Below are 25,902 nucleotides of genomic sequence, written 5' to 3'. Positions count from 1 at the left end.
TCAGCTGAGGCCCGTCGCCTCGTCCAGGCCCAGCATGATGTTGAGGTTCTGAACCGCCGCGCCCGAGGCGCCCTTGCCCAGATTGTCCAGCAGGGCGACCAGACGCGCCTGCTCTCCGCCGCGATCGCCGAAGACATGCAGACGCATCCGGTTGGTGCCGTTCAGACCCTCGGGCTCGATACCGGTCATGGCTTCGGTTTCGTCGATCTCGGCGACCTCGACGAAGCGCTGCCCCTCATAGGCCTCGACCAAGGCGCCGTGCAGCCGCTCGACCGAGGGCGTTTCCGGCAGGGCCGACAGGTGCAGCGGAACTTCGACCAGCATCCCCTGGCGATAATTCCCCACGGCGGGTGAGAACAGCACCGGACGCGACAGCCCTGCGTGCTTCGTCATTTCCGGCACATGCTTGTGCTTCAGCGTCAGGCCATAGGCGCGGAACGCCGTCGCGGCGCCCTCGGCCTCGAACTCGGCGATCATGGCCTTGCCGCCGCCGGAGTAGCCCGAAACCGCATTGATCGTGACGGGCCAGTCGGCCGGGACCAGCCCCGCCTTCACCAGCGGCCGCATCAGGCCGATGAAGCCGGTCGGATAGCAGCCGGGGTTCGATACCCGCGTCGAGGCGGCGATGGCCGCGCGCTGGTCCGCATCCATCTCGGCGAAGCCATAGATCCAGCCGTCCGCCACCCGGTAGGCGGTCGAGGCGTCGATGACCCGCACCGCCGGATTCTCGATCATCGACACGGCCTCGCGGGCCGCATCGTCAGGCAGGCACAGGATGACCGCGTCGGCGCTGTTCAGCGCCTCGCGCCGCGCCTCGACATCGCGGCGACGGTCGCCCAGCAGCATCAGCTCCAGATCGCCGCGCGCCTCCAGACGCTCGCGAATCTCCAGCCCCGTGGTTCCGGCCTCGCCGTCAATGAAGATGGTGTGGGTCATCTCATGCTCCCCAAATGCCCCTTCCTTTGCGGAAAATGGGCAAAAGAAAAAGGCGCCTCGGGTTTCCCCGAAGCGCCCTTGTATTCCCAGTCGCGGGTTCGCGACTTAGCGCTTCGAGAACTGGAAGCTGCGGCGAGCCTTGGCGCGGCCGTACTTCTTACGCTCGACGACGCGGCTGTCGCGGGTCAGGAAGCCGTGCGGCTTCAGAACCTTGCGCAGTTCCGGTTCGTAGTGGGTCAGGGCGTGCGATAGGCCGTGGCGGATGGCGCCGGCCTGGCCCGACAGGCCCGAACCTTCGACGGTGCAGATCACGTCGTACTGCGTGGCGCGGTCCGAGACGGTCAGCGGCTGGGCGACCATCATCTGCAGCACGGGACGAGCGAAGTAAGCCGCCACGTCCTTGCCGTTGACGGTGATCTTGCCGGTACCGCGCTTCACCCACACGCGGGCGATGGCGTTCTTGCGCTTGCCGGTCGAGTACGAACGGCCCAGGGCGTCGATCTTCGGCTCGCGGACGATTTCCTCGGCAGCAGCGGTGCCCAGGCCCTTCAGGGCGTCAAAGCCGGCGGCGGTGTCTTGAGTCACGTCGGTCATGCTCAGGCGCTCCGGGTGTTCTTGGACGACATCGACTTGAAGTCGATGGTCGTGGGCTGTTGGGCTTCGTGTTCGTGAGCCGCGCCGGCGAACAGGCGCAGGTGGGTCATCTGCTTGCGAGCCAGCGGCGACTCCTTGGGCAGCATCCGCTCAACGGCCTTCTCGAGCACGCGCTCGGGGAAACGACCGCCCAGAACCTTCTCCGGGGTGGTTTCCTTGATGCCGCCGGGGTGGCCGGTGTGGCGATAGTAGACCTTGTCGGTGGTCTTCTTGCCGGTGAACACCACCTTGTCGACGTTGGTGACGACGACGTAGTCGCCGCAGTCGACGTGCGGGGTGTAGGTCGGCAGGTGCTTGCCGCGCAGGCGGTTGGCGATGAAGGTCGCGAGGCGGCCCACCACGACGCCTTCGGCGTCGATGTGGATCCACTTCTTCTCGACCTCGGCCGGCTTCAGCGAAGCCGTGGTGCTCTTCAGCATGATGAGGGTCCTGGAAGACGAAAAACGCAGCCCGAACCAGATAGATCGGGCGGAGGCCGGGGTGATAGAGGGTCCCGCGCCGAAGGTCAATGTCAGTTGTGGCCGCGATTTCTACACAACTATCTGATTTTATTCAATATTCCAAATACGGTATTAAAATACCTAATCCACTTCCTTCTCCCTCAAGGGGAGAAGAAAAGCGCCCTACCCCTTCAGCAGCCGATCCCGTGCGGCGTTGACGCGGGCGGCCAGGCCCTCGGTGCCGCCCTGGTCCGGGTGGGCGCGCGCCATCAGGCGACGCCAGGCGGCGTGGATCGTCTGGGCGTCCGCATCGGCGGCGACGCCCAGAATGGACCGCGCCTCGGCCTTGCTCATGGGCTCATTGGGTTGGGCCGCCCTGCCCGCCACAGGCCGTATGCGCGACTGCACCGCCAGCCAGACGCCCGCAGACGCCATGCCGCTCGCGATCAGCCACGCTCCGCGCGCGGCGGCGAACACCGCCCCGGCCAGCAGGGCGGCGCTTAATATAGTGGCCGAGATGCGCCAGTGGCCGCGCCGGGCGCGCTCGGTCTGGCGGCCCAGTCGCACCATGGCCCACAGGGCCACAGCGGCCAGACCCAACCAGATCAGGCCCATGAAGCGATCAGGCCGCCGCGTCCATGGCGGCGATGGCGTCGTCCAGACCCAGGGCCTGCATCAGGTTGCGCATCTCCTGACGCGCGGCGACGTGGGCCAGGGACACCGACACCGGACGGATGTCGTTCGACAGGTCCGCCACCGTCAGGCCGAAGGGGAAGAGCTCGCGATAGATGACCCGGTCGCGCAGGCCCGGCCCGACGCGGAAACCGACCCGCTTGGCCAACTTGGCCATGCGTGAAGCCAGACGGCGCCGGTTGCGGGCCTCGGCCACGGCCAGACGGTTGGTGACGACGATCCAGTCGATCGTCACCTGACGACCCTCGGTGACGGCGCGGTGCTTGCGCGCCTCCCAGACGCTTTCCGAATAGATGGAGGGACGGATCAGATCCAGCGTCACCGGGTCCACCTCGCCCAGCAGGTCGAAGTCGACGAAGCTGTCGTTCATGGGGGTGACGATCTGGTCTGCGCGGCCGTGCGCGGCGCGCGACAGAGCCGTGTCCCCGCCCGGCGTGTCGATGACGATGACGTCGGCGACGCCCCTCGCCTCGGCGTAGGCCGCCTCGAAACGCGCCAACTGCTCCGTCTCATCGGCCTTATGCAGGGCCTTGCCGTCGCCCATGTCGGGCACGAAGGGCAGCGGCAGATCATGGCCGTTGGCCTTGGTCCAGGCGACGCGGTTGGCGAAGAACCGCTCCAGCGAGCGCTGACGCAGGTCCAGATCGATGATGGCGACCTTGCGTCCGGCGTGCAGAAGGCCGGTGACGATGTGAATGGCCAGGGTGGACTTGCCCGCCCCGCCCTTTTCATTGCCGATGACGATGACCTGAGGCTGCGCCATGTGAAATCCCACTGTGATCAGCAGGCGCGACTCATCTTCGTCCGCCGCCCGCCCATGGGCCGCAAGATCAGCCTCCGCGGGCCAATCGTCAACGAAACCTTAAGCTGAGCCTGTGGACGATCAGGCCGCAGCGACGCCGGATCGCGCGCACCACGGGTCCGACGCCGCCAGGTCGCGGCATAGGGCCTGAGCCTGTTCGACGGAGGCGGCGACCTTCAGCCGGATCAGACGACGCCCGCCGACCTCCACCGCCTCATAGGCAGGTTGAAGCCCGGACAGCGCCGCCCCGCCCGGCCCTCGGCTCAGCCGCGCCCAGGCCGCGCGGGCGCCGTCTTCGCTGGAATAGGCGCCGAGTTGCACCTGGCGGACGGGGGTCGCGGGCTGCGGCGTCGCAACGGCCGCAGGCGGCGCCTCGGGATCAGGGTCGTTCGTCGGCGTTGACGCAGAAGCGAGACGAACCCTGGCTGTCACGCCCTCGCGGGCGTCCCACAGTTCGTGCGGGGTCATCAGTTCGACCTTCAACGGCTCGGCTCGCTCGCGCGGCTGATCCGGCGTGACGGTCGGCCGCGCCTCGCCCTCGTCTTCAGCCGACACTGGAATGGAGGCCACCGACTGCGCCAGGGTCTCGAAGCGATGGGGATCGGCTTCGTTCACGCCGCAGCCCGCAAGCGTCAGCGCAGCCGCCGCAAGGGCGACGACGCGGCGCGTTCGATGCAGGGCGGGCTGGGCCATGCAGCCACCCTCGCCCACCCTGCTTTGAGACGGAGTTAACGGCCTGCGGTCAGCCGATGGCGCCGACGCAGCCTTCGACATCGCCCGGCGCCACATCAGCGTCGGTCAGGGCCAGGCTCCAGCCGTGGTGAGTGTTCAGGCCCCAGCGACGCGCGCCCGAACCGTCGCCCGCATCACCGCCCGCGGTGACGACGACGCGGCGGCCCTTGGGCAGGGCCGGCGGATCGATCTTGCCGACAGCCAGAGACGTCGGCGTCTCGCCCCCGTAGCCGTCGAAGACGCTGAGCATCGACCATTCGCGGCGCAGGCCGATCCACCAGGGATCGTCGCCGCTGATGGACAGGACGGCCACGCCCTTGCCCTCGGCCGCATGGGCCAGGGCGGCCTGCGGATCGAGGACCAGCTTGATGTCGGCGGCGGCGCCGAAGCGCAGGCGGGCGCCGTCGACGGCCTTGGACGGATCGATCGGGGCCCAGACCTGGACCTGCAGGCGGCCCTGACGGGCCAGACCCCAACCGACGATCTCGCGCCACAGATGCTCGACCGCCTCGCGGTTCTCGGGTTCGCACTGCTTCAGGATGCGGGCCTGGACGGCCTGTTCGCGGTCGGGACGCAGCTTGGTGTGGGGGCCGGTCGGGGCGTCCTTGGCCTTGCCCACCTGAGCGGCGACGGACAGGCGGCGCTCGAACAGTTCGAGGATCTGATCGTCCAGGCTGTCGATCTCGGCGCGCAAGGCGGCCAGCGCCTTCTGTTCGGCGCTCATTTCAACGGTTTCGGCGGGCCAGACTTGCTGGATGGCGGATTGCGACATGGGAGATGGCTTTCGGCATGGGTTTTTCGATGGGGAGGTCGCGTCCCGCCGACAGAAGGTCAGGCGTGAACGCGCGTACTGGCCGCTTAGGGAGAAGCGGTCGCCAGCGAGACAGTCAGGGTCTGGTTAGAAGCCCGACGCCTCAGCCGGCGTATCGAAAGCCGTAATAGCCGTAGCCAAAATAAAAGCCGGCCACCGCGCGCGAGGTGGTTTCAAGGGTCATTTGTGCGCGCAGCGAGGACATGAATCCGGTCCAGTTTCTGGATCAGGGTTGATCCGACTGGGCCTTACAACAGCAAATTTTATGCGCGGTCAAGCCTCAGGAGCTGTGAAGAGGACAAACCGTGTGCGGTTGTCGCTGAAATCCTGCAGATCGTTGCGCAGAACCGACAGCCCATAGACCTCAGCCGCGCGAGCGGGCGCAACGGCGGCGCGCGAGACGTCGCCCGCCTCGGCCACCGCAGCGGCCGCGCCCCCGGTGTCGAACACCTCGACGGCCGTGATCGCCATCTCTTTCAGGGCCTTGGAGCACTGCTGCAGGGCCACCGGGTGGCTCTCGGCCGTCTTCACGTCCGACAGCCGCGCCTCGGGCGCGCCCAACAGGGCCAGCCGGATCGGCCGCCAGGCGTCGCTGACCGCCACAAGGCCCGCCTCTTTCACAAGCGTAGCGGCGGGCTCGACCACGCCCACGGTCGAGTTCTCGACGGGGATCAGGGCGCAGTGGCAGTCGCCGCTCAGGACGGCGTCGATCGCGTCCTGGAAGGTCTCAAAGCCGACCGCCTCGTCCCACGGACGCAGGTCCAGGCAGGCTTCGTGGCTGAAGGCGCCCGGCGCGCCCTGATAGGCGACGCGGCCGGGCGTTTCGTCTTCTGCCGTCATGCGGCCTCGGACCGGGCCTGCCGCCCGGCCTTGAGACGCTCGGCGACCAGGAAGGCCATCTCCAGCGCCTGATCCGCGTTCAGACGCGGGTCGCAGTGGGTGTGGTAACGGCTCGACAGGTCGTCCTCGGTCACCGCCTGGGCGCCGCCGATGCACTCGGTGACGTTCTGGCCGGTCATCTCCAGGTGGACGCCGCCGGGGTGGACGCCCTCGGCCTCCGCAACATCAATAAATGTGCGGACCTCGCCCATCACGCGGTCGAACGGCCGGGTCTTGTAGCCGTTGCCGGCCTTCAGCGTATTGCCGTGCATCGGGTCGATCGACCAGATGACGCGCTTGCCCGCCGCCTTCACCGCCCGCATCAGGCCCGGCAGGCGGTCGCCCACCTTGTCATGGCCGAAGCGGCCGATCAGGGTCAGGCGACCCGGAATGTTGTTCGGGTTCAGGGCGTCGATCAGCGGCAGCAGGTCGTCCGCCGTCATGGTCGGCCCGCACTTGACCCCGATGGGGTTGGAGATGCCGCGCATGAACTCGATGTGGGCGCCGTCCAGTTGACGCGTGCGCTCGCCGATCCACAGCATGTGGGCCGAGGTGTCGAACCATTCGCCGGTCGAACCGTCCAGGCGCGTCAGGGCGCTCTCGACATTCAGCAGCAGGGCTTCGTGGCTGGTGAAGACCTCGACGCGCGACAGGTCGGGATGCGTTTCGGGCGTGACGCCGACCGCCTCCATGAAGGCCAGGGCCTCGGTGATCTTGTCGGCCAACTCACGATAGGCCGCGCCCGCGCCGTCGTCGGCGAAGCCCAGCGTCCAGCGGTGGATGTTGTAGAGGTCGGCATAACCCCCGCCCGCAAAGGCGCGCAGCAGGTTCAGCGTCGAGGCCGACTGGTTATAGGCGCGGATCAGGCGCTGCGGATCGGGCGTGCGCTCTTCCGGCGTGAAGCCCATGCCGTTGATGATGTCGCCGCGATAGGACGGCAGTTCGACCCCGCCGATCTCCTCGATCGGGGACGAGCGCGGCTTGGCGAACTGACCGGCGATGCGGCCGACCTTCACCACCGGCTTGCGGCCGGCGAAGGTCAGCACCACCGCCATCTGCAGGATCAGGCGGAAGGTGTCGCGGATGTTGTCGGTCGAGAACTCCTTGAAGCTCTCGGCACAGTCGCCGCCCTGCAGCAGGAAGGCGTCGCCCGCCTCGACCTGGGCCAGGTGATCGGTAAGCTTGCGCGCCTCGCCCGCAAAGACGAGGGGCGGCATCGCGCGCAGCTCGTCTTCGACGCGCGCCAGCTCGGCGGCGTCCGGATAGTCCGTCGGCATATGCAGAACGGGCTTGTTTCTCCAGGATTCGGGGGTCCAGCGACTAGTCATGCCGCCAAGATAGGCTTTTCCCCCGCCCGGAACAATGAAGCTTGCGCGAAATCAGCTGATCAGCGGTTTCCATGCCTCACCCGCAGGCAGGGGCGCGAACAGGGCCTCAATCTGGGCCTCTGAAACCGAAGAAAGCTCGGCCGGCGACCACTGGGGCGCATTATCCTTGTCGATGATGACGGCGCGCACGCCTTCCTGGAAATCGTGCGTCTGCACGACACGACCGCCCAGGGCGTATTCCATCGCCATGTTGTCGGCGAAATCGGTCAGCGTCGCGCCCGTGCGGATCTGGCGCAGCGAGACCTTCAGCGACTGCGGCGACTTGGTCTTCAGGATGTCGAGCTGCTTCTGCGCCCACTCCGAACTCTCGGCCTGAAGGGCGGCGACGATCTCTTCCACCGTATCGAAGGCGAACAGGCGGTCGATGGCCTCGCGGTGCGGCGCCAGCGGCGACGGCCCGGCGTCTCCGGCGGCGCGATCGGCGACCGCCTTCGGATCGGCGGGCGCGGCCCGCAGCTCGGTCTTCAACGCCTCAACGGCCTCCGACGCGACGAAGTGCGTATGGATGCCCAGCGCCACCGTATCCGCCGCCTTCAGCCGCGCGCCGGTCAGGGCCAGCCAGACGCCCGTCTGACCCGGCAAGCGCGGCAGGAACCAGCCGCCGCCCACGTCGGGGAACAGGCCGATGCCGGTCTCGGGCATGGCGTAGGTGGTGCGCTCGGTGGCGATGCGGACGTCGGCGGGTTCGCTGATGCCCACGCCGCCGCCCATGACGATGCCGTCCACCACCGCCGTGATCAGCTTGGGATAGACGAACATCAGATGGTTCAGCTGATACTCGGCCTTGAAGAAGGCCTTGGCCTCCGAGGCGTCCCCTGCCCCGCTCTCGGCGATCATGCGGATGTCGCCGCCCGCGCAGAAGCCGCGCTCGCCCGCGTGGTCGATCAGCACCGACTGAACCGCGTCGTCCGCGCGCCAGGCTAGCAGCGCCTCGATCATCGTCTCGCACATGGCCCGGTTCAGGGCGTGGATCGCCTTGGGCCGGTTCAGGGTGATGCGGCCGACACCGTTCTCGATGCGGGTGATGACTTCGGATTCAGTGCTCATGCGGTGGGTCTAGAGCCGGCGTCGGTGCGGGTAAAGCCGAAGCCGTCTTGCATTCACGCCGCAGCAACGCTGGTATGGCCTCCGCATAGCTCACGAGAGACCTCCCCCATGCTCCTCGCCGCGATGACAGCCGCCCTGATCCTGACGACCGCTCCCGTCGATGAAAGGAGCGCGCAGTGGGTGACGCACGACGTATCGGGCGAAGGGCCGGTGGCCAGCTTCCTGAACTGGAACTACACCTCGGTCATCACCCGCGCGCACTGCGCGGGCGGACAGATCACGTTCCAGTATTTCTATGATTTTCCGGGATCGCCCGGCCCCGGCGAGCGCGTCCTGGCCGTGACGATCGACAACACGGACTATGCCCTGACGCCCTCGGTCGATGAGATGGACCGGCAGGTCTACACCCTGTCACCCGAAGGCAAGGCCGCGCTGAGACAGGCGCGCAACGTCGATCTCGACGCCCCGAACGAGGCGGACGAGCCGTGGTACCTGGGCCGGTCCGCCGCGCTGGTGAACCTGGCGAGGCGCTGCGGCTGACGCCTAGCGCGCCAGCTCGCGCGCCACGATCACGCGCATGATCTCATTGGTGCCTTCCAGGATGCGGTGAACGCGCAGGTCGCGCACGATCCGCTCCAGCGGATAGTCCTTCAGATAGCCGTAGCCGCCGTGCAGCTGCAGCGCCTGATCGGCGATCTGGAAGCAGGCGTCGGTCGTCAGGCGTTTGGCCATGGCGCACCATTTGGTCTTTTCCGGGTGGCCGGTGTCGATGGCCCAGGCGCCGCGCAGCACCATCAGACGGGCGGCCTCGAGATCCGTGGCCATGTCCGCCAGCTCGAACTGGGTGTTCTGGAACTGGCCGATGGCCTGGCCGAACTGCTTGCGGCCGGCGACGTACTCCTGCGCCGTCTCCAGCGCCAGACGCGCCCCGCCCAGCGAGCAGGCGGCGATGTTCAGGCGCCCGCCGTCCAGACCGGCCATGGCGTATTTGAAGCCCGCGCCTTCCTCGCCCACCAGGTTGGCGGCCGGCACGCGGCAGTCGTCGAAGCTGACCACGGCGGTCGGCTGGGCGTTCCAGCCCATCTTCTTCTCATTGGCGCCGAATGACAGGCCCGGCGTCCCCGCCTCGACCACGAGGGTCGAGATGCCCTTGGGCCCCTCGCCGCCCGTGCGGACCATGACGACATAGACGTCCGACGTCCCGGCGCCCGAGATGAAAGCCTTGGCGCCGTTCAGCACATAGTGGTCGCCGTCGCGCACCGCCGTCGTCCGCAGCGCCGCCGCGTCCGAGCCCGAGCCCGGCTCGGTCAGGCAGTAGCTGGCGATCTTCTCCATCCCGACCAGCGACGGCACGAAGCGCGCCCGCAGTTCATCGGAACCGAAGCTGTCGATCATCCACGTCGCCATGTTGTGGATCGAGATGAAGGCCGCCGTCGCCACGTCGCCGCGCGACAGCTCCTCAAAGATCACCGCCGCCTCGACCCGGCCCAAGCCCATGCCTCCATGTTCCTCGCCCGTATAGATGCCGGCGAAGCCCATCTCGGCGGCGGCCTTCAGCACGTCGACCGGGAAATGCTTGTCCTCGTCCCAGCGGGCCGAGTGCGGGGCCAGTTCGGCCTCGGCGAAGGCGCGGGCCGCGTCCTGAATGGCGCGTTGATCGTCGGTGAGGGCGAAGTCCATGAAAGCTCCCGCATTACAGCCTGCCCTCTGACGGGGCGTTCGGGGCGCTTCTAACGGCTGGCGGCGCGCGCGTCACCTTGCTGTCGGCGCCCCTATCAGATTTCCGCTCATTCCGGCGGACGCCGGGACCCAGTAAGAGCGACGAGCGCAGCGTTGATGTTCGGGGCACGACAGCGCGAATCTCAAATGATCATTCTGAGGCCAAAGCACTGGGTCCCGGCGTCCGCCGGGATGAGCGGGGAGAAAGGGTACGCGCTCGCTTGGACAGTTCGTCTTTTGCCTCTCCCCGCGCTTTGTTTTAAGCCGCGCGCATGACCATGCCCTTCCAGCCCGCCGCCTTCCCCTACGCCCGCCCGCGTCGCCTGCGTTCGCAGCCGTGGGTGCGCCGTCTGGTCGCCGAGACGACTCTGACGCCGGCCGATCTGATCTGGCCGCTGATCGTCCATGACGGCGACGAGGACCGCCAGCCGGTCGCCTCCATGCCGGGCGTCTTTCGCCTGTCGCCCAAGGAAGCCGCCAAGGCCGCCGTCGAGGCGCGCGATCTGGGCATTCCGATGGTCGCCCTGTTCCCGAACGTGAACGATGGGCTGAAGGACAATGTGGCCACCGCCGCCGCCGACCCGGACGGCCTGATCCCCGACTGCATCCGCGCCATCAAGGACGCCGCGCCCGAGATCGGCGTCATGACCGACGTGGCGCTGGACTGCTACACCGACCACGGCCACGACGGCGTTCTGGAAGACGGCCGCATCGTCAACGATCCGACGCTGGAGCGGCTGGCCGAACAGGCCTTCATCCACGCCCACGCGGGCGCCGACGCCGTGGCCCCGTCCGACATGATGGACGGCCGCGTCCAGGCCATCCGCGAGGCGCTGGAAGCCAACGGGCTGAGCGACACCCTGATCATCAGCTATGCGGCCAAATACGCCTCGGCCTTCTATGGCCCCTATCGCGACGCGGTCGGTTCGTCCAAGTCGCTGACCGGCGACAAGAAGACCTATCAGATGGACTTCGCCAACGCCGAGGAGGCCCTGCGCGAGGTGGCGATGGATCTGTCGGAGGGCGCCGACGCCCTGATCGTCAAGCCGGGCCTGCCCTATCTGGATATCGTCCGGCTGGTGTCGCAGACGTTCAAGGTGCCGACCTTCGCCTATCAGGTGTCCGGCGAGTACGCGATGATGCAGGCCGCCTTCGCCAACGGCTGGCTGGAGCCGGACCGCGCCATCCTGGAAAGCCTGCACGCCTTCAAGCGCGCGGGGGCGTCCGGCGTCATCAGCTACTTCGCGCCGCAAGCCGCGCGGATGATGGGCTGATCTTTTCCTTCTCCCCTTGTGCGAGAAGGTGGGCCCGAAGGGCTCGGATGAGGGGTGTCGGCGGGCTGTCCGAATATGAGGGCTGAGAGCGCGTGTCTTCGCACCCCTCATCCGTCCGGCTCCGCCGTCCACCTTCTCCCCGCAAGGGGAGAAGGAGAAAGGTTTACAGCCGCTCCCAACCCCAGGGACGCAGGGCCTCCAGCGGGCGGAACTCGGCCTTGTAGTCCATCTTGGGTGAACCCTGGACCCAGTAGCCGAGGTAGACATAGAGCAGCCCGACGGTCTCGGCCTGATGCAGGTGGTCCAGGATGGCGAAGCGGCCCAGGCTGCGGCGCCCCAGGTCCGGGTCGAAGAAGCTGTAGACCATCGACAGGCCGTCATGCAGCAGGTCGGTCAGGCAGACGCCGACCAGACGGCCGGGGCCGTCATCCTCGCTGGGCAGGCGGTATTCGATCAGATGGGTGCGGACGGCGGTGTCCTCGACCATCGACACATAGTCCAGCCAGCCCATGTCGCTCATGCCGCCGCCGGGGTGGCGGGCGGTCAGATAGCGGCGTAACAGGTCGAACTGCTCCATCGTCGCCTCGGCCTCGACCAGGTTGCGCGACAGGTCGGCGTTGCGCGCCAGGATGCGGCGACGTGAGCGTGAGAGTTCGAAATCCGCTACCGGAATGCGTACCGAGACGCAGGCGATGCAGGCCTCGCACGCCGGGCGATAGGCGATGTTCTGGCTGCGACGGAACCCGGCCTGGGTCAGGGCGTCGTTGACGTCGGCCCCGTCGCTGAAGGGCAGGTTGGCGAAGACCTTGCGTTCGAACTGCCCCGGCAGATAGGGGCAGGGCGCGCTGGCGGTCATGAAGAAGCGGAGCTGGCGCGAGAAGAAGTGCTGGGTCACGGTTGTCGCTCCGTGACGAAATCAGCGCCCGCACAGGGGCTGGATGGGTACGCGCGGCTCATATTCTGATTTGGCGCGCAACCAGCCGTTTTCGCAAGCCTTCTTCGTGCGGCGAGGGCGTCGCCGCACGGCCTCACAGGCTGGTGTCCGTGGGCAGGACCGGCGCTTCGCGCAGCAGAACGATGGCGATGCGGCGGTTGCCCGCCAGCGACGGGTCGTCGGGATAGAGGGGATCGGACCCCGCCTTGCCTGCGACGGAATAGACCCGGTCGGTGTTCACGCCTGAGCCTTGCAGCACCAGACGCGAGGCGTCGGCGCGGGCAGAGGACAGGGGCCAGTCGCCGGGGCTGCTGGCCCGGCTGGAGCCGGCGACGGCGTTGGTGTGGCCGGTGATGGAGATGCGGTTGGGCAGTTGGTTGATGACCTTGGCCACGGCGCGCAGCAGCAACTGGGCGCGCGGATTGGGGCGCGAGGAGCCGTTCTCGAACATCGAGCGGCCTTCCTGATCCACCAGCTGGATGCGCAGGCCCTCGGGCGTCTGGTCGATGATCAGCTGTTTCGACAGTTCGGCCAGTTCCGGCATGGACTGCATGGCCTGGCGCAGGGATTCGGCGGCGCTGGCGAAGTCGGCGGCCTCGCGACGGGCGATCTCGGCGCGCAGAGCGGCCTCGCTGGCCGAGGCCAGGTTCGAGTTCTGGCCCGCTTCCTGCGGCGCGTCGGGGGCTTCGGGGGCCAACTGTTCGATGACGGCGTTGGAGCCGGCGCCCTTGGCCCCTTCGGAATCGCCCAGCGAGGTGCCGCCCAGGATGCCGCCGGAGCCCGAGGTCGAGGCCGAGACATTGGCCGGGGCGAAATATTCGGCGATGCCGCGCTTCTGCTCCGGATCAGTCGTGTTGATCAGCCACATCAACAGGAAGAAGGCCATCATGGCGGTGACGAAGTCGGCGTAGGCCACCTTCCACGCGCCGCCGTGGTGGCCGTGTCCGGATACCTTCTTCACCTTCTTGATCAGGATCGGGCGATCGTTCAGCGCCATGGGGCGGGTCCGTCTTAACCGTGTTCGTTCGCCCTAAATCCCATGAGGGGCTTAAGAAGCGGTTGCGGCGCCATGCGACGGCCCGCCGCGCCCTTGCCGATACGGGCTTCACGGCCTAGCTGAGGGCCATGTCCGACGCGTCCGCTTCTCCTGCCGCCGATTTCGATCCTCGCGCCTATCGCCGGGCGCTGGGCGGGTTCGCGACGGGGGTGTGCGTGGTCACGGCCCATACGGTCGACGGCCCGCTGGGGATCACGGTGAACAGCTTCACCTCCGTCTCGCTGGACCCGCCGCTGGTGCTGTGGTGCATGGACATCAAGTCCGACCGTCATGACGCCTTCGCCGGGGCGGATCGGTTCGCGGTGCATATGCTGCCGGTCGAGGACAAGGCCATGTCCGACCGTTTCGCCTGGGGCGTCTGCCGCCTGTCGGACGATGAGTTCGCGGTGGACGACCCCGAGCCGCCGCGCCTGCTCAACGCGGTGACGCGGCTGACCTGCCAGACGCACGACCGCATCGTCATGGGCGATCACCTGGTCATCGTCGGCCGGGTCGAGGCGTTCGACACGCGGCCGGGCGACGCCCTGACCTATTTCCGCGGGAAGTACGGCAAAGCGGTCGATCCGACGGCCTGATCCCTTCTCCCCTTGCGGGAGAAGGTGGCCCGTCAGGGTCGGATGAGGGGTCTCTCAACGCGAGATGGGGCGGCGAGTTGAAGGTCCTGCAACCCCTCATCCGTCTGGCTTCGCCAGCCACCTTCTCCCGCAAGGGGAGAAGGAAAACCTACGTCGTCGGCACCGCCGTACCTGAAGCTTGAGGCGTTCCGCCCCACGGCCCGTCGTCCCGACCGCCGGCGAACTGCACCAGCGCCGCGATGCGTTTCTCGATCGGCGGGTGCGTCGCGAACAGGCCCGAAAATCCCGCCTTGTCGGCCGTATTGTCCAGGAACATGCCGCGCAGTTCGTCCGGCGCCTCGACCTTCGACTGGCCCGACACCTTCCTCAGCGCCGAGATCATCGCGTCCGGATTCTTGGTCAGCTCCACCGCCCCGGCGTCGGCCACATACTCGCGCGTCCGCGACAGGGTCATGCGGATGACGGCGGCCAGGCCGAAACCGATCACTCCGATCGCCAGACCGATCAAGATCAGGGGCATGGCGTTCTTGTTGTTCCCGCCGCGGCCGCCGCGCACATAGAACAGGCTGCGGAACACCAGTTCGGCCACCACGCTGATGATCCCTGCGAAGATCGAGGCGATCACCATGGTCCGCACGTCCTTGTTGATGACGTGGGTCAGCTCGTGCGCCAGAACGCACTCCATCTCGTCGCGGTTCAGGGTCTGCATCAGGCCGCGCGTGACGGTGACGCTGTAGTTGCCCTCGTGCAGGCCGGACGCATAGGCGTTCAGCGACGGACTTTCGATGATGCGCAGGGTCGGCGTCTTCATCCCGCGCGAGATCGCCAGGTTCTCCAGCAGATTATAGAGTTCCGGTTCGACCCGGCGCTCGACCTTTCGCGCGCCGGTCATGACGTCAATCATCATCTGGTTGCCGAAATAGGCGATGACGAACCAGATCGCCGCAGCGATGGCGGCGAAGGGCACGGTCCAGCCCAGCATGGACGCCGCCAGCGCCAGGTCCTGGCCCAGATCGCCGCCCGAGTTGGGCAGCAGGCCGAACCCCATCATCAGCACCTGAACGCCGAACAGGATGCCGACCAGCAGCACCGGGAACCCGGCCAGCAGGATCGCTGACCGGGCGTTGTTGCGCCAGATGTGGGTCTTGAGGCCGACGGCCTGACCGAAAACCGCCATTGGGGCTTAGAACTTCACCGTCGGCGGCGCGGCGTTCAGGCCGGCGCGCTCGCTTTCGCCCACGTCGAAGAAGGGCTTGTCGGCGCCGAAGCCGAACATCCCGGCGAACAGAACGGTCGGAAACTGGCGGCGCACGGCGTTGAACTCGCTGACCGCATTGTTGAAGAAGCGACGCGCGGCGGCCAGCTTGTTCTCGATGTCCGACAAGTCCATCTGCAACTGCTGGAAGTTGGCGTTGGCCTTCAGGTCCGGATAGGCCTCGGACACGGCGAACAGACGGCCGAGCGTCGCCGTCAGCATGTTCTCGGCCTGCACCTTCTCATCGACGGTGCGAGCCCCCGCAGCGGCGGCGCGCGCCTGGGTCACGGCGTCCAGGGTGCCGCGCTCGTGCGTGGCGTAGCCCTTCACCGTCTCGACCAGATTGGGGATCAGGTCCTGACGCTGCTTCAGCTGCACGTCGATGTCCGCGAACGACTGGTTCGCCGCCTGGTCCAGCTTCACCAGCCGGTTGTAGGCGCCGACCACGACGAACAGCAGAATGACGACGATGACGCCGATGATGATCCAGGTGATCATTGAGCCTCCTCCGAAAGATCAAGCGTGAATATGGGGGGCAACCTGCGTCGCGCCTAATGAAAATCCCGACATACGCGGTCTTCTGACGCACCCGGCTTGTGCGGTGAAAGAACGGCGTACTACCTGTGCTGCATGAAGATGAGAGATCAGACCCTCACCGTACTCCTGGGCATCGGAGCGGTGGCCGCGGGGATCGCTTTCATGGCTTTCCTGGCCGCCTTCCTGTTCAGCATCTACGTGTCGTTCTTCGCCGCCTGAGGCGTCGCGCTCCTCCCCACGCCTTGGAGAGGAGCTGACGATCAGCGGAACTTCCTCAGGCCGCGCGGGCCCTGGCGGCCGGCCCCGGCGCGCTTGCCCAGCCAGTCCTTCCAGTCGACCCAGTTGCGGCGGCGACCGCCGCCGTCGACCCATTCCGGCCCCTGTTCGGCGTTGAACACCGCCACGTCGGCCAGGCCGCCCTGCTTGTAGTTCTGCAGCTTCACGCCCTTGCCACGGCCCATTTCGGGCAGTTCGGCCAGGGGGAAGATCAGGGTCTTGATGTTCTCGCCGATGGTCGCGACGTGATCGCCGACAGGCGTTTGGGGGACCCGCAGCATGGCCAGCATCTTGCCGTTCAGCACCTGCTTGCCGCCGCGCTTCTGGGCCAGAAGGTCGTTCTCCGGCGCCACGAAGCCGTAACCGGCCTTGGACGCGATCAGCAGCTTCGCATCGGGTTCGTGCGCCACGACATTGATGATCTCAGCCTTCTCGTCCAGATCGATCATCAGGCGCAACGGCTCGCCATGCCCGCGCCCGGAGGCCAGCTTGTCGGCGCCGATGGTGAAGATGCGGCCGTCCGAGGCGCCGATCAGCAGCTTGTCCGTCGTATAGGCGGGGACCAGGAAGCCCAGCTTGTCGCCTTCCTTGAACTTCAGCTCGGAGGGGTCGTCGACCTTGCCCTTGGCGGCGCGGATCCAGCCGCGATCCGACAGGATGACGGTGATCGCCTCGCGCGGGATGAAGGCCTCCGGCGCGACGAAGGCTGAGGCGTCGACCGCCTCGCCGATCACAGTGCGGCGCGGCGAGATCAGCGCCTTGCGGACCGCCTCCAGCTCCTTGCCGATGGCCTTCCATTGCTTGGCCTCGGAGGACGTCAGCGCCTGCAGCGCTGCAAGTTCTTCCGACAGCTCCTTGAATTCCTTCTCGATCGTCATCTCTTCGAGACGGGCCAGCTGGCGCAGGCGGGTGTCGAGAATGAAGTCGGCCTGAAGTTCGCTCAGTCCGAAGGTCGCGATCAGGGCCGCCTTGGGCTGCTCTTCCTCGCGAACGATGCGGATGACCTCGTCCAGGTTCAGGAAGACGATGCGCAGGCCTTCCAATAGGTGCAGGCGCTTTTCGACGCGGGCGATGCGCCACTGGCTGCGGCGGTTCAGCACCACGCGGCGGTGATCCAGGAAGGCCCGCAGACAGTCCTTCAGCCCCATGACGCGCGGCGTGCCGGTGGCGTCCAGCACGTTCATGTTGATGGGGAAGCGCGTCTCCAGATCGGAAAGCTTGAACAGGCTTTCCATAAGGACTTCAGGCTCTACCGTCCGGGACTTGGGCTCCAGGATCAGGCGGATGTCCTCGGCCGACTCATCGCGGACGTCGGCCAGCAGCGGCGCCTTCTTGTTCTCGATCAGGTCGGCCAGCTGTTCGATCAGCTTGGACTTCTGCACCTGATAGGGGATTTCGGTGACGACGATGCGCCACACGCCTCGGCCCAGATCCTCGGTGTCCCAGGCGGCGCGCAGGCGCACACCGCCCCGGCCCGTCTCATAGGCGTCCAACATGGACGCGTGGCCCTCGACCGAGACGCCGCCGGTGGGGAAGTCCGGCCCCGGCACGATCTTGACAAGGTCCTCGGTCGTGGCGTCCGGCCGCTCCAGCAACAGATGGCAGGCGTCGATCAGCTCGCCCACGTTATGCGGCGGGATCGAGGTCGCCATGCCAACGGCGATGCCCGACGATCCGTTGGCCAGCAGGTTGGGGAAGCCCGCCGGCAGCACCACCGGCTCTTCGTCCTGATCGTCGTAGGTCGGGCGGAAGTCGACCGCGTCCTGATCGATGCCGTCCAGCAGCAGGACGGCGGCGGGCGTCAGCTTGCACTCGGTGTAGCGCATGGCCGCCGCGCTATCGCCGTCGATGTTGCCGAAGTTCCCCTGGCCGTCCACCAGCGGATAGCGCTGGGCGAAATCCTGCGCCAGACGGACCAACGCCTCGTAAATCGAGGCGTCGCCGTGCGGGTGATAGCCGCCCATGACCTCGCCGACGACCTTGGCGCATTTGCGCGCGGCCGCCTGCGGGTTCAGCCGCATCTGATGCATGGCGTACATGATGCGCCGGTGCACGGGCTTGAAGCCGTCACGCACGTCGGGCAGCGCGCGGTTGGTGATGGTCGACAGGGCGTAGGCCAGATAGCGGCGCGACAGCGCCTCGCCCATCGGCTCTTCAACGATGCGGCCGCCGTCCGGCGTCGGGGTGTGGATGGTCATACGGCTTCGAATCAATGATCGGACGAGGAAAGTCTAGCGCAGCCGGGGCCTGACGCCGGGATTGTCAGCGCCTATCTGTGCAGAAACGCGCGAAGGAGCCCCGATGAAGACCGCCTTGACCGACCGCCTCGGCCTGTCCTTCCCCCTGATCCAGGCGCCGATGGCCGGAACCTCGACCGCCGAACTGGCCGCCGCCGTGTCGAACGCGGGGGCGCTGGGCTCCATCGCCCTGGGCGCCATCGACGCCGAGGCGAGCCGCAAGGCCATCCGCGCGGCCAGGGCGCTGACCGAGCGGCCGTTCAACGTCAATCTGTTCTGCCATGCGCCGGTTGCGGCTGATCCGGCGCGGGACGCCGTCTGGATCGACAGCCTGCGCCCGATCTTCAGTGAGTTCGGCGCGGCCCCGCCCGAACGCCTCAACGACATCTACCAGAGCTTCCTGACCGACGACGCCAAGCTGGCCGTGCTGGTGGAGGAAAGACCCGCCGTGGTCAGCGTCCATTTCGGTCTGCCGCGCGCCGATCAGATCGCGGCGCTGAAGGCGGCGGGCTGCATCCTGATCGCCACCGCCACCACGCCCGACGAAGGCCGCGCCGCCGTCGTCGCCGGGTTCGACATGGTGATCGCCCAGGGGGTCGAGGCGGGCGGCCATCGCGGCGTCTTCGACCCGGCCGACGATCCGCGCTTCGCCACCCTGCCGCTGACGCGCCTGCTGGCGCGCGACCTGCCGGTTCCGGTCATCGCGGCGGGCGGCGTCATGGACGGCGCAGGGATCGCGGCGGCGCTGGCGCTGGGCGCGGCCGGGGCGCAGATGGGCACAGCCTTCGCCGCCTGCCCGGAATCGGCGGCGGATGCGGCCTATCGGACGGCCTTGTCGGGGGCGGAGGCTGGGCGCACGCGGGTCAGCGCGGCCATCTCCGGCCGCCCGGCGCGCGGGGTCGAGAACGCCTTCATGCGCCGCTCCGATGAGATGAAGATCGCCGCCTATCCCTACGCCTACGATCTCGGCAAGGCGCTGAACGCGGCGGCCAGGGCGAAGGGCGACAACGGCTACGCGCCGCACTGGGCCGGGCAAGGCGCACCGCTGGGCCGCGCCCTGCCCGCCGCCGAACTGGTCGCGACGCTGCAAAGGGAAATGCGTGAGGCGATTGCGGGGTTGTCGGCGCTGAGCCGGTAAGCTCACACGCTCAAATCCCGTCTCCCCGGAACTACAGCCGCCCCGCCTCGCCCAGCTTGTCGATCATCCAGACGCGCGCGGGCGGCAGGGGCCGGTTCAGGGCGTGGAAGACGAACTGCTCAAGGAAATGCCCGGTCAGCTCCAGCCCCGCCTTCACGTCGCCCTCCCCCAGGCCTGCCTGCGCGCCCAGCATGAAGGGCGGCAGGGCCAGCAGCTTATCGGCATAGGGGGCGCCCGCCTCGCGACTGACGGCGCGGCCGGTGCGGGGGCTGACCCAGACCAGATCATCCATCGACCCTGTTGAGGCGCAGCGCGACAGGTCGAGACCGAAACCCAGATCCTCCAGCAGTCCCGCCTCGAACCGCACGAAGATGGCGGGCCAGACATCAGGCACGGCGAACGCGCCCATCAGCGCTTCGAAGGCGTAGAAGGCGCCGGGGTGCGGCTCGCGCTCCGGCAGGGCGCCCTGCGCCACCGCAGCGGCGGCGCTCAGTCCGGTCAGGGCCAGCGGGTCGTCGAACAGGGCGGCTGGGCCTTCGCCCACCGGCTCCAGCCGCGCCGATCCCAGCTGATCCGACGTCCGCGACCGCAGATCGGCCACGACCCGCGCACCGGGCTGAAGGAAAGGCCGCATCCGGCGCGACGCCCCGCCCGCGACATAGGCGGCGCGACGGCCGTGATGCTCGGTCAACAGATCGACCACCGCCCCCGTATCGCCATGCGCCCGCGCCGACAGCACGAAGGCGTCGTCCTGAACCTCCATCAGTCGGCCTTGATGGCGTCAACGACAGCGCGCGCCTTGTCATTCGGCACGACGAAGCTGAGGACGTATTGCTCGATCTTCCAGCCGTCGTCGGTCAGGCGCAGCACGCCCGAGCCGCGCGTCGTTCCATAGGCGTCATTGTCCAGCACCTCGTCGAACCAGGCGATGCAGCGGCAGTCGATCGGGGCGACGGTCACGGTCCGCGCCGTCGGCCGATAGGTCCAGCCCTTGCCTTGCGAGAAGTATGGCGTGGCGTAGGCGCGGAACTCCGGCAGGCTCCACCGCTCGCCCGCATCGGTGCCGATGAAGCGGGCGTCCGGGGTAAAGGTCGCGAAATAGGCCTCGCCGTCCGCGACCGAGGCGGCGGCGTGCATGGCGTCCAGGGTGCGTTCGACCGAGGCGGTCTCGGCCGGAGCGGCGGATAGCTGGAGCATCATCAGAGCGGCGGCGATCATGGAGATGTTCTAGTCCTGTTCCAACGCTGGGGGAAGCGCATCCGTCCGGAGTCAGGCCAGCCCTTGCCCCTGCCCTCCGACTGGGCGAAAGGTAACATCGCGTGTTGGGTTAAGGAATCTGACCAGTGACGAGTCTGGTGGAGCGGCTGACGGAGCGGGAACGGCAATGCCTGCAGCTCGTCCATGCCCACTTCAATTCCAAGCAGATCGCACGCCAGCTCGGCATCAAGCCCGGAACGGTCGACCGCCACTGCGAAAACGCCGTGAGAAAGCTGCAGGTCGACAGCCGCGTGGCCGCCGCCCTGGCGCTGGCTTCGGAAAGCCGGTCGCGCATTGGGAACGCTTCCCAAGACGGATCGGCGCCAATGTTCGAGACGGTCGATTTTGCGCTGGATCGGGTCGCTGAAAGGGCGCCCGATGACCGATCCCGAAGACATGATGCCGCCGCTGAAATGGCGCGAGTTGGAAGCCGTGTTTCACCAACTGGCTCCGACCGAAACGAAGAAGCGGATGGTCCGTCATCTGATCGAGGGGACCCGCAAACAAGCGGCGTTCCTTACGCCGACGGCCGTGATGACGGAGCTGGCCTACATCGCCGCAGCGATGCTGGACTCCAACTTCTGTCCCTCGGAGCAGGAAGCGGGCGCCTCGGAAGCCTTCTGGTCGTCTTCGGCGTCGCCGCCGCAGCGGCCTGGATCCTGACAGCTGCAGCCGGCGCTCAGAGGTTCGCCTTCGTGCTGCAGCACCTGCGGTATGGGGGTTGACCCGGCGCCCGTTCAATACGGAACGAGTGATATGAAAAGAAGCGAAGAGGCGACGCTCATCGCCACGAGAATCCAACGCGCCCTGTGCCGCGCCGAACAGGGGCAGGACCAGTCCATCGACCGATTGGGCCAACTGGCCCAGGCCCTGACGCGCGGGCGTCGCGCCGCCGGCCTCTCGACCACCGTCGGCCAGCCGGCCTTCGACGCCCTGGCGCGCGCCATGGCGGCCCAGGTCGAGGCCCAGAAGGCCATGGTCGAACTTCACGGCGCGCTCGCCGAGGTGAAAGGCCAGACGCGTTTCCGCAGCATACGTCTGGGCGGTCTGGACAAGGCGGACGACCCGGTGCCGCGCGAAACTCGTCTGGCCCTGGTTGATCGGGCGGCCTGAATCGATGAGGGTGACATGGCGGCCATGTCACCCATCTACCTCTTCACCCTCGTCTTTCTGGTTCTGACCGCGCTCCTCGCCCTGTGGCGCGGCGGGCCATGGCAACGCGTCCTCTCCATCGCCCTGGGGGTCGCCTGGCTGATTTCCCAGATCGTTCCGTTTGACTACCGCACGCCCCCGTGGGCGGCCGTGTCGGCCGACGGCCTGGTCTTCCTGCTCCTGCTTTACGGCTCTGCGCGAAGCGGAACCTGGTGGATGCCGATTGCCGCGGCCTTCCAGTTCCTGGTGCTCGCCACCCACTATGTCTTCATCACCGACATCAGGCTGGAGCAATGGGCCTATGTCTCGGCCTACTACGTCTGGAACATCGGACTGATCGCGACGCTGTTCGTCTCCTGCCTGCTGTACCGGCGCAAAGCGCGGGCGCCGCATCCTGCAGGCCACGGAAAAACGCAAGCCGACTAGCGCGATCCCGCTTCCGGGCCGTAAACCAGACCCATGAGCAAGATGAATGCGAATTGGCGTTTCTGGATCGATCGCGGCGGCACCTTCACCGACATCGTCGCCCGCGCGCCCGACGGCGCGCTCAGGACCGGCAAGCTGCTGTCGGTCAATCCCGAGCAGTACGCCGACGCCGCCGTCGAGGGCGTCCGGCGGATGCTGGGCGCCGCGCCCGGCCCGCTGGCGGCGGGTCTGGTCGACGAGGTGCGCATGGGCACCACCGTCGCCACCAACGCCCTGCTCGAGCGCAAGGGCGAGCCGACCGTGCTGGCGATCACCGCCGGTTTCGGCGACGCCCTGCGGATCGGCTGGCAGGCCCGGCCCGACCTTTTCGCGCGCCACATCCGCCTGAACGATCAGCTTTACGACCGCGTGGTCGAGATCGACGAGCGCCTGACCGCCGACGGCGCCGTCGATCGTCCTCTGGATGAAGCGAAGGCGCGGGCGGATCTGAAAGCGGCCCATGCGGCGGGCTTCCGCGCCGTGGCCATCGTCCTGGTCCACGGCTGGCGCTTCATCGATCACGAGCGACGCCTGGCCGAGATCGCGCGCGAGGTCGGCTTCAGCCAGATCTCGGTCAGCCATGAGGTCGGGGCGCTGATCAAGCTGATCGGACGCGGCGACACCACGGTGGCGGACGCCTATCTGTCGCCGATCCTGCGCGCCTATGTGGAGCGGGTCGGCGCCGATCTGGGCGCGGCGACGCCGCTGCAGTTCATGCAGTCCTCAGGCGGGCTGACGGCGGCCGACGCCTTCCGGGGCAAGGACGCCATCCTGTCGGGGCCCGGAGGCGGCGTGGTGGCGATGGCCGAGACGGCCAGGGCCGCCGGCTTCGACCGCGTCATCGGCTTCGACATGGGCGGCACCTCGACCGACGTGTCCCATTTCGCCGGGGACTATGAGCGGACCTCCGACGCCGTGGTGGCCGGGGTGCGCCTGCGGGCGCCGATGCTGAGCATCCACACCGTGGCGGCGGGCGGCGGCTCGATCTGCCGCTTCGACGGCGGGCGATTGCGAGTCGGTCCGGAATCGGCGGGCGCCTCGCCGGGACCGGCGGCCTATCGGCGCGGCGGGCCGCTGACGGTGACCGACTGCAACGTCATGATGGGCAAGCTCAGCGCCGACTTCTTCCCCGCCGTCTTCGGCCCGACCGCCGACCAGCCGCTGGACGCCGAGGCGGTGCGCGCGAAGTTCGAGGCCATGGCGGCCGAGGTCGAGGCCGCGACCGGCCGCCCCGTCACGCCCGGCGAACTGGCCGAGGGCTTCGTCACCATCGCCGTGCAGAACATGGCCGAGGCGATCCGCTCCATCTCGATCCAGCGCGGCTATGACGTCACCAAATATGTGCTGAACTGCTTCGGCGGCGCAGGGGGCCAGCACGCCTGCCTGGTGGCCGACGCCCTGGGCATGACCCAGGTGCTGCTGCACCCATTCGCGGGCGTCCTGTCGGCCTACGGCATGGGCCTGGCCGAGGTGCGGGCCATCCGTCAGACCACCGTGGCCCTGCCCCTCTCGCCCAACGCCGACGCCGCCCTGGCCGAGCAGGTCGAAACGCTGACAAAAGCCGCGCGCGGCGATCTGACGGCCCAGGACTTCGACGAAGCAGCCGTCTCGACCATCGCCCGCGCCGAGATCAAGTTCGCCGGGTCCGACACCCCCTTGACCGTGCCATTCGGTCCGGCCGCCGACATGGCCGCCGCCTTCGAGCAGACGCACCGTCGCCGCTTCGGCTTCTTCGCCGAGGACAAGGCCCTGGTGGTCGAGACTCTGGAGGTCGAAGCCGTCGGCCGCTCGGACCAGACGCCGGACGCGCCCCCGGCGCCTGATGGCGGGGCCTCGGCGCCCGAACCGGTCGCCGCCCTGGCCGTCCGCATGGCGGGAGAGGATCGCCAGACGCCCGTCTACCGTCGTGAGGCGCTGAAGCCCGGCGCCCATGTCGACGGCCCCGCCATCCTTCTGGAAGACACCGGCACCACCGTCGTCGAACCCGGTTGGCGCGCCTCGGTCGATGCCGCGTCCAACCTGCTGCTGAAGCGCGTCGTCGCCCTGCCCGCCCGCACCGCCATCGGCACAGACGTCGATCCGATCATGCTGGAGGTGTTCAACAGCCGCTTCATGGCCTGCGCCGAACAGATGGGCGAAGCCCTGCGCGCCACCGCCTATTCGGTGAACATCAAGGAGCGTCTGGACTTCTCCTGCGCCGTCTTCGATGCGGGCGGGTCGCTGATCGCCAACGCCCCGCACATCCCGGTGCATCTGGGCTCGATGGGCGAAAGCATCCGCACCGTCATCGCCTCGCGCGGCGATCAGCGAGACAGTCGAGGCATGAAGGCGGGCGACGTCTACATGCTGAACGCGCCTTACAACGGCGGCACCCACCTGCCCGACATCACGGTCATCATGCCGGTGTTTCTGGACAGCGATGACGCCCCGGCCTTCTTCGTCGCGGCGCGCGGCCACCACGCCGATGTCGGCGGGATCACGCCCGGCTCCATGCCCGCCAACTCGCGCGCCGTGGACGACGAGGGCGTACTGATCGACGACTTCCTGCTGGTCGACGCCGGAAAGCTCTGCGAGGCCGAGACGCGGGTCCTGTTCGCCTCCGGTCCCTGGCCGTCGCGCAATGTCGATCAGAACCTGTCGGACCTGAAGGCCCAGGTCGCCGCCTGCACGCGCGGCGCCCAGGAGCTGATCCGCATGACCGGCGAGTTCGGCCGCGAGGTCGTCACCGCCTATATGGGCCACGTCCAGGACAACGCCGAAGAGGCCGTTCGCCGTGCCGTCGCCGCCCTGAAGCCCGGCGTCTTCGCCTATGAGATGGACGACGGCGCCGTCATCCGCGTCCGCATCGACGTAGACGCCGAGGCCCGCAGCGCGGTCGTCGACTTCACCGGGACCAGCGACCAGTTGCCGACCAACTTCAACGCCCCGCTGTCGATCGCGCGGGCGGCGACCCTCTATGTCTTCCGCACCCTGGTGGACGACGCCATTCCGCTGAACGAGGGCTGTCTGAAGCCGATCGAACTGATCGTGCCGGAAGGCTCGATGCTGAACCCGCGCTATCCCGCCGCCGTGGTGGCGGGCAACGTCGAGACCAGCCAGGCCGTGGTCGATGCGCTTTACGGCGCGCTGGGCGTTCTGGCCTCCAGCCAGGGGACGATGAACAACTTCACCTTCGGCGACGACACGCGACAGTATTACGAGACCATCGCCGGGGGATCGGGCGCCGGGCCTGACTTCGATGGAACCGCCGCCGTCCAGACCCATATGACCAACAGCCGCCTGACCGACCCCGAGGTGCTGGAGACGCGCTTCCCCGTGCTGCTGGAGGCATTCTCCATCCGGCGCGGCTCGGGCGGCGAGGGCCTGCATCGCGGCGGCGACGGGGCCGTGCGGCGGATGCGTTTCCTGGAGCCGATGACGGCGGCCATCCTGTCCAACCATCGCCGCGTGCCGCCCTTCGGCGCGGACGGCGGCGAACCCGGCGCAGTCGGGATCAATCGGGTCGAGCGGGCCGACGGTCGGGTCGAGCCGCTGGGCGCTACGGCCGAGGTCGCCATGGCCCCCGGCGACGTCTTCGTCATCGAGACGCCCGGCGGCGGCGGCTTCGGCGCGAAAGACGCTTCCTGAGACGCCCGAACCGCGTA

At 67.9% G+C, this 25,902-nt stretch carries 26 protein-coding genes and 1 pseudogene; 9 read left to right on the top strand and 18 right to left on the bottom strand.

Features of this window, described 5'->3' with window-relative positions:
* From argC to ACWIDZ_RS12550, 10 genes are all read right to left on the bottom strand, one after another.
* The gene (argC, locus tag ACWIDZ_RS12595) at positions 1–936 is read right to left on the bottom strand and encodes an N-acetyl-gamma-glutamyl-phosphate reductase (protein ID WP_453989372.1); all 936 of its coding nucleotides are present in this window, start codon (positions 934–936) and stop codon (positions 1–3) included.
* Between the two features lie 105 nt (positions 937–1,041).
* Positions 1,042–1,530 carry a 30S ribosomal protein S9 gene (rpsI, locus tag ACWIDZ_RS12590; protein WP_003165345.1) on the bottom strand — a complete coding sequence of 163 codons (489 nt, stop codon included), beginning with the start codon at positions 1,528–1,530 and terminating at the stop codon, positions 1,042–1,044.
* 2 nt (positions 1,531–1,532) lie between these two features.
* Positions 1,533–2,006, bottom strand: coding sequence for a 50S ribosomal protein L13 (rplM, locus tag ACWIDZ_RS12585; protein ID WP_172575532.1), 474 nt, complete (start codon positions 2,004–2,006; stop codon positions 1,533–1,535).
* A gap of 207 nt (positions 2,007–2,213) precedes the next feature.
* A complete protein-coding gene (locus ACWIDZ_RS12580) occupies positions 2,214–2,645 on the bottom strand; it encodes a molecular chaperone DnaJ (protein WP_453989371.1) in 432 nt (143 codons plus the stop codon).
* Positions 2,646–2,652: 7 nt separating this feature from the next.
* Positions 2,653–3,486: a division plane positioning ATPase MipZ gene (locus tag ACWIDZ_RS12575; protein ID WP_346487588.1), complete on the bottom strand. Its 834-nt coding sequence runs from the start codon at positions 3,484–3,486 to the stop codon at positions 2,653–2,655.
* Between the two features lie 120 nt (positions 3,487–3,606).
* Complete coding sequence (locus ACWIDZ_RS12570; protein WP_453989370.1) at positions 3,607–4,218, bottom strand: SPOR domain-containing protein; 612 nt, start codon at positions 4,216–4,218, stop codon at positions 3,607–3,609.
* Positions 4,219–4,267: 49 nt separating this feature from the next.
* Positions 4,268–5,029, bottom strand: a complete 762-nt coding sequence (locus tag ACWIDZ_RS12565; protein WP_453989369.1) for a chorismate mutase — start codon at positions 5,027–5,029, stop codon at positions 4,268–4,270.
* A gap of 312 nt (positions 5,030–5,341) precedes the next feature.
* Positions 5,342–5,908, bottom strand: a complete 567-nt coding sequence (locus ACWIDZ_RS12560; protein WP_453989368.1) for a prephenate dehydratase domain-containing protein — start codon at positions 5,906–5,908, stop codon at positions 5,342–5,344.
* A complete protein-coding gene (locus tag ACWIDZ_RS12555) occupies positions 5,905–7,275 on the bottom strand; it encodes a class II 3-deoxy-7-phosphoheptulonate synthase (protein ID WP_312218684.1) in 1,371 nt (456 codons plus the stop codon). The genes ACWIDZ_RS12560 and ACWIDZ_RS12555 overlap by 4 nt, the downstream gene beginning before the upstream one ends.
* 51 nt (positions 7,276–7,326) lie before the next feature.
* The gene (locus tag ACWIDZ_RS12550; protein ID WP_453989367.1) at positions 7,327–8,382 is read right to left on the bottom strand and encodes an enoyl-CoA hydratase/isomerase family protein; all 1,056 of its coding nucleotides are present in this window, start codon (positions 8,380–8,382) and stop codon (positions 7,327–7,329) included.
* 108 nt (positions 8,383–8,490) lie between these two features.
* Here ACWIDZ_RS12550 and ACWIDZ_RS12545 point away from each other — a divergent pair, with 108 nt between their 5' ends.
* The gene (locus ACWIDZ_RS12545) at positions 8,491–8,922 is read left to right on the top strand and encodes a hypothetical protein (RefSeq protein WP_453989365.1); all 432 of its coding nucleotides are present in this window, start codon (positions 8,491–8,493) and stop codon (positions 8,920–8,922) included.
* A gap of 3 nt (positions 8,923–8,925) precedes the next feature.
* On the opposite strand, the gene ACWIDZ_RS12540 is transcribed toward ACWIDZ_RS12545, so the two are convergent.
* The gene (locus tag ACWIDZ_RS12540; RefSeq protein WP_453989364.1) at positions 8,926–10,062 is read right to left on the bottom strand and encodes an isobutyryl-CoA dehydrogenase; all 1,137 of its coding nucleotides are present in this window, start codon (positions 10,060–10,062) and stop codon (positions 8,926–8,928) included.
* Between the two features lie 311 nt (positions 10,063–10,373).
* On the opposite strand from ACWIDZ_RS12540, the gene hemB reads away from it, so the two are divergent.
* Entirely contained in the window at positions 10,374–11,375 is a 1,002-nt protein-coding gene (gene hemB / locus ACWIDZ_RS12535; RefSeq protein WP_453989363.1) for a porphobilinogen synthase, read from the top strand.
* Positions 11,376–11,538: 163 nt separating this feature from the next.
* On the opposite strand, the gene ACWIDZ_RS12530 is transcribed toward hemB, so the two are convergent.
* Positions 11,539–12,270, bottom strand: coding sequence for an arginyltransferase (locus tag ACWIDZ_RS12530; protein ID WP_453989362.1), 732 nt, complete (start codon positions 12,268–12,270; stop codon positions 11,539–11,541).
* Between the two features lie 133 nt (positions 12,271–12,403).
* A complete protein-coding gene (locus ACWIDZ_RS12525) occupies positions 12,404–13,306 on the bottom strand; it encodes a flagellar motor protein MotB (protein ID WP_291781821.1) in 903 nt (300 codons plus the stop codon).
* A 128-nt stretch (positions 13,307–13,434) separates the two neighbouring features.
* Between ACWIDZ_RS12525 and ACWIDZ_RS12520 the strand changes: the two genes are divergently transcribed.
* Positions 13,435–13,941 (top strand): flavin reductase family protein, encoded by a 507-nt coding sequence (locus ACWIDZ_RS12520; RefSeq protein ID WP_453989360.1) that lies wholly within the window; start codon positions 13,435–13,437, stop codon positions 13,939–13,941.
* 148 nt (positions 13,942–14,089) lie between these two features.
* Here the strand turns inward: ACWIDZ_RS12520 and ACWIDZ_RS12515 are convergent, their stop codons facing one another.
* The 3 genes from ACWIDZ_RS12515 to parC form a co-directional block, all read right to left on the bottom strand.
* Positions 14,090–15,118 carry a M48 family metallopeptidase gene (locus ACWIDZ_RS12515; RefSeq protein ID WP_453989358.1) on the bottom strand — a complete coding sequence of 343 codons (1,029 nt, stop codon included), beginning with the start codon at positions 15,116–15,118 and terminating at the stop codon, positions 14,090–14,092.
* 6 nt (positions 15,119–15,124) lie between these two features.
* Positions 15,125–15,694, bottom strand: a complete 570-nt coding sequence (locus ACWIDZ_RS12510; protein ID WP_453989357.1) for a LemA family protein — start codon at positions 15,692–15,694, stop codon at positions 15,125–15,127.
* 299 nt (positions 15,695–15,993) lie between these two features.
* Complete coding sequence (parC, locus tag ACWIDZ_RS12505) at positions 15,994–18,207, bottom strand: DNA topoisomerase IV subunit A (protein WP_453989355.1); 2,214 nt, start codon at positions 18,205–18,207, stop codon at positions 15,994–15,996.
* A 103-nt stretch (positions 18,208–18,310) separates the two neighbouring features.
* Here parC and ACWIDZ_RS12500 point away from each other — a divergent pair, with 103 nt between their 5' ends.
* Positions 18,311–19,384: an NAD(P)H-dependent flavin oxidoreductase gene (locus tag ACWIDZ_RS12500; protein WP_453989354.1), complete on the top strand. Its 1,074-nt coding sequence runs from the start codon at positions 18,311–18,313 to the stop codon at positions 19,382–19,384.
* A 31-nt stretch (positions 19,385–19,415) separates the two neighbouring features.
* Here the strand turns inward: ACWIDZ_RS12500 and recO are convergent, their stop codons facing one another.
* Both recO and ACWIDZ_RS12490 read right to left on the bottom strand, forming a co-directional pair.
* Positions 19,416–20,147, bottom strand: coding sequence for a DNA repair protein RecO (gene recO, locus ACWIDZ_RS12495; protein ID WP_453989353.1), 732 nt, complete (start codon positions 20,145–20,147; stop codon positions 19,416–19,418).
* Positions 20,147–20,602: a nuclear transport factor 2 family protein gene (locus ACWIDZ_RS12490; protein ID WP_453989352.1), complete on the bottom strand. Its 456-nt coding sequence runs from the start codon at positions 20,600–20,602 to the stop codon at positions 20,147–20,149. Before ACWIDZ_RS12490 ends, recO begins: the two co-directional genes overlap by 1 nt.
* A 125-nt stretch (positions 20,603–20,727) precedes the next feature.
* Here ACWIDZ_RS12490 and ACWIDZ_RS12485 point away from each other — a divergent pair.
* From ACWIDZ_RS12485 to ACWIDZ_RS12465, 5 genes and pseudogenes are all read left to right on the top strand, one after another.
* Positions 20,728–20,895, top strand: a pseudogene (locus tag ACWIDZ_RS12485) (LuxR C-terminal-related transcriptional regulator); the annotation flags it as partial.
* A 124-nt stretch (positions 20,896–21,019) separates the two neighbouring features.
* Positions 21,020–21,304 carry a hypothetical protein gene (locus ACWIDZ_RS12480; protein ID WP_291781798.1) on the top strand — a complete coding sequence of 95 codons (285 nt, stop codon included), beginning with the start codon at positions 21,020–21,022 and terminating at the stop codon, positions 21,302–21,304.
* Positions 21,305–21,397: 93 nt separating this feature from the next.
* The gene (locus ACWIDZ_RS12475) at positions 21,398–21,754 is read left to right on the top strand and encodes a hypothetical protein (RefSeq protein ID WP_291781796.1); all 357 of its coding nucleotides are present in this window, start codon (positions 21,398–21,400) and stop codon (positions 21,752–21,754) included.
* A gap of 15 nt (positions 21,755–21,769) precedes the next feature.
* Complete coding sequence (locus ACWIDZ_RS12470) at positions 21,770–22,219, top strand: hypothetical protein (protein ID WP_453989351.1); 450 nt, start codon at positions 21,770–21,772, stop codon at positions 22,217–22,219.
* A gap of 33 nt (positions 22,220–22,252) precedes the next feature.
* A complete protein-coding gene (locus tag ACWIDZ_RS12465; RefSeq protein ID WP_453989350.1) occupies positions 22,253–25,885 on the top strand; it encodes a hydantoinase B/oxoprolinase family protein in 3,633 nt (1,210 codons plus the stop codon).
* The last annotated feature ends 17 nt before the right edge of the window (positions 25,886–25,902 follow it).

This window comes from Brevundimonas sp. NPDC055311 (assembly GCF_053645695.1).
Note: the sequence above shows the minus strand (reverse complement) of the source record. Positions and strands in the feature narration are given on the sequence as shown.